Raw genomic sequence first — 3,237 nt, 5'->3', positions numbered from 1 at the left:
CTTCAGGACGCTCAGCTACTTCGACGGCGTCTCGATGGCACGCCGTGCGAGTGCACCGGGGCTCTTCTCGGTCGCACTCATGGACTTCACCTGCCCACCCTCGACGGTGTATGCGGCCTTCAACGCGTTCGCTCACGAAACCAAGCGCATCGTGGCCTACGAGTTCAACGACCACGAGGGCGGCGGTGCGCACCAGTGGACCCAGCAGGCCGCGTTCCTCGCTGAACTGGGCATCCAGTGAGCTCTCGCACCGCTGCCGTCGTCGCGATCGACGCCGGCCAGACCGGCATGAAGGTGCGCGTGCGCACTGACCAATCCGTCGGTGAGGCCCTGCTGCCGGGCGTTCGCACCGACCAGCCGGTGCTCCCGCAGATCGGTCTGGCGGCGCGACAGATCGCGGACGAGTTCGACCTCGACATCCGTCACCTCGCGGCGGGAGTTTCGGGCCTTACCGACGGCGAAACGACTCCGGCTGCTGTCGCGGCGCTGGTGCGCAGCGCCGGGGCCGCACACGCCGTCGTCGCGCATGATGCGACGACCTCCTACCTCGGCGCCCGCGGCACCGCGCACGGTGCCGTCGTCGCGGCGGGAACGGGGGTCGTGACTCTCGGTGTCGGCCCCGGCGGCGCCGCGCGCGTCGACGGCTGGGGCTACCTCATGGGAGACGCCGGCAGCGGCTTTTGGCTCGGACGCGAAGCGCTGGTCGCCGCGATGCGCGACCACGATGGTCGAGGCACAGCGACGGCGCTCACGGATGCCGTCCGCGGGCGTTGGCCAGATCTCGAGCAGGCCTACATCGATCTGCAGGCAGACCCCGCCCGGGTGAGCATCGTCGCGTCCTTCGCGGCCGAGGTCGCACGGGCAGGCGCGGACGGGGATGCGGTGGCTCTCGACATCCTGCGCCGTGCCGGGGACCTGCTGGCAGAGAGCGCGCTCACGGCGCTGCGTCGCGTCGACGCCGAACCGGCGGTGTGCGCGATCGGCGGGGTCTTCCGTTCCGAGGCGCTGCGCGAGGAGTTCACGCGGGCGCTGGTGAATGGGCGACCGGATGCGCGGCTCGTGGAGCCCGCCGGGATCGGCATCGACGGCGTCGAGGCCCTCATCGACCTGCCCGCCGATCACCCGCTCGCACCCCTGACCTGGTCAGCCCGCGCCTAGCTCCCAGCCCCATCGCGTCCAAACCCTTTCGTTCGGTCGCGCCCTGATGCGGGTGTGATGCACCTCGCCCCGCAAAACAGCGCGACCGAAATCTGTGAGACCGAAGCCTGCCAGACGCGGCGGATGCCTGCGAGGAATGCGTGCGACGCACCCGAAGAAGTGCTTCGGTCGCGAGCGCGGATGCCGCGACGGATACCGGAAACGACTCGGGCCACCCCGCGAGAGCGGAAGCGGCCCGGGTCGAGATGGAGTCCGGCTCAGCGCAGCGCGTCGATGACGGCGTTGAAGGTCGCTGACGGTCGCATGACCTCGTTGACCAGTTCGCCGTTCGGGCGGTAGTAGCCACCGATCTCGACCGGCGACCCCTGCGCTCCGTTGAGCTCCGCGACGATCGTCGCCTCCTCAGCAGTGAGCTTCTCGGCAACCGGCGCGAAGATCGCCGCAAGTTCGGCATCGTCTGTCTGCTTGGCCAGCTCCTGCACCCAGTAGAGGGCGAGGTAGAAGTGGCTGCCGCGGTTGTCGATGGTGCCCAGCGCACGACCCGGAGACTTGTCGTTCTCGAGGAAGGTGCCCGTGGCGGCATCCAGTGTGTCGGCGAGGATCTTGGCCCGCGCGTTGCCGGTCGTGTCGGCGAGGTGCTCGAGGGATGCCGCGAGCGCGAAGAACTCGCCGAGCGAATCCCAGCGCAGGTAGTTCTCGCTCAGCAGCTGCTGCACGTGCTTCGGGGCAGAACCACCCGCACCCGTCTCGAACAGCCCACCGCCGGCAAGCAGCGGCACGATCGAGAGCATCTTGGCGCTCGTGCCAACCTCGAGGATCGGGAACAGGTCGGTGAGGTAATCGCGCAGCACGTTGCCGGTGACCGAGATCGTGTCCAGGCCGTGGCGCATGCGCGCGAGGGTGTACCGGGTCGCTTCCTCGGGCGAGAGGATGCTGATCTGCACGCCCTTGGTATCGAGCAGCGCGAGCCCCTGGTGCACCTTGGCGATCAGCTGGGCGTCGTGCGAGCGGTTCACGTCGAGCCAGAACACGGCAGGAACACCGGTCGCGCGGGCACGGGTGACGGCGAGCTTGACCCAATCCATGACCGCGATGTGCTTGGTCTGCGTCGCGCGCCAGATGTCGCCCGCGCCGACCTCGTGCTCGAGCAGAACCTCACCCGACGAGTCCAGCACCTGAACCACGCCCGGTGCGGCGATCTCGAACGTCTTGTCGTGGCTGCCGTACTCTTCGGCGGCCTGGGCCATGAGGCCGACGTTGGGAACCGTGCCGATGGTCGTGGGGTCGAGCGGGCCGTTCGCGATGACGTCATCGATCACGGCCTGGTAGACGCCGGCGTAGGAGGAGTCCGGGATCACGGCGAGCGTGTCATCCTCACCGCCGTCGACTCCCCAGAGCTTGCCGCCGTTGCGGACCAGGGCAGGCATGGATGCATCGACGATGACGTCCGAGGGAACGTGCAGGTTCGTAATGCCCTTGTCGGAGTTGACGTACGAGAGCCGGGGGCCGCGCTCCAGGTCGGCGTCGATCGCCGCAGCGATCTCGTCGCCGCCCTCGACCGACGGCAGACCCGCGAGGATCGACCCGAGTCCGTTGTTCGGTGTGAGGCCCGCTGCCGCGAGCTTGTCGCCGTAGCGCTCGAAGACATCAGCGAAGTACGTCTTCACGACATGACCGAAGATGATCGGGTCGCTGACTTTCATCATCGTGGCCTTCAGGTGCACGGAGTACAGCACGTCCTCCGCGGATGCCTCGGCCAACGTTTCGGCAAGGAAGGCATCGAGGGCGGATGCCGAAAGGAAGGTCGCATCGATGATCTCGCGCGGAAGGACCTTCAGTCCCTCCTTGAGCACCGTGACGGCGCCGTCAGTGGCGACATGACGGATGGAGAGCACGTCGTCGTGTGCTGCGACCCACGACTTCTCGTTGCTCTTGAAGTCGTCGTGACCCATCGTCGCGACCCGGGTCTTCGAGCCCTCCGGGAAGGGCTTGTTGCGGTGCGGGTGCTTGCGCGCATAGTTCTTGACCGACAGCGGCGCTCGGCGGTCACTGTTGCCCTCGCGCAGGACGGGGTTGACT

General features: G+C 68.0%; 3 protein-coding genes. 2 read left to right on the top strand and 1 reads right to left on the bottom strand.

Features of this window, described 5'->3' with window-relative positions; all coding sequences use genetic code 11:
- Both B3587_RS03160 and B3587_RS03155 read left to right on the top strand, forming a co-directional pair.
- Positions 1–241 (top strand): acetylxylan esterase (locus B3587_RS03160; protein WP_292726490.1); only part of this gene is annotated, 241 nt, incomplete at its 5' end.
- Complete coding sequence (locus B3587_RS03155) at positions 238–1,158, top strand: N-acetylglucosamine kinase (RefSeq protein ID WP_292726488.1); 921 nt, start codon at positions 238–240, stop codon at positions 1,156–1,158. The genes B3587_RS03160 and B3587_RS03155, both read left to right, overlap by 4 nt.
- Positions 1,159–1,415: 257 nt before the next feature.
- Here B3587_RS03155 and B3587_RS03150 read toward each other — a convergent pair.
- Positions 1,416–3,237, bottom strand: a 1,822-nt coding sequence (locus B3587_RS03150; RefSeq protein WP_292726486.1) for an NADP-dependent isocitrate dehydrogenase, incomplete at its 5' end; no start/stop codon positions are given.

Origin of the sequence: Microbacterium sp. UBA837 (genome assembly GCF_002296025.1) — a bacterium.
GTDB lineage: Bacteria > Actinomycetota > Actinomycetes > Actinomycetales > Microbacteriaceae > Microbacterium.
The sequence above is the reverse complement of the archived record's forward strand: the minus strand, read 5'-3'. Positions and strand labels throughout refer to the sequence as shown.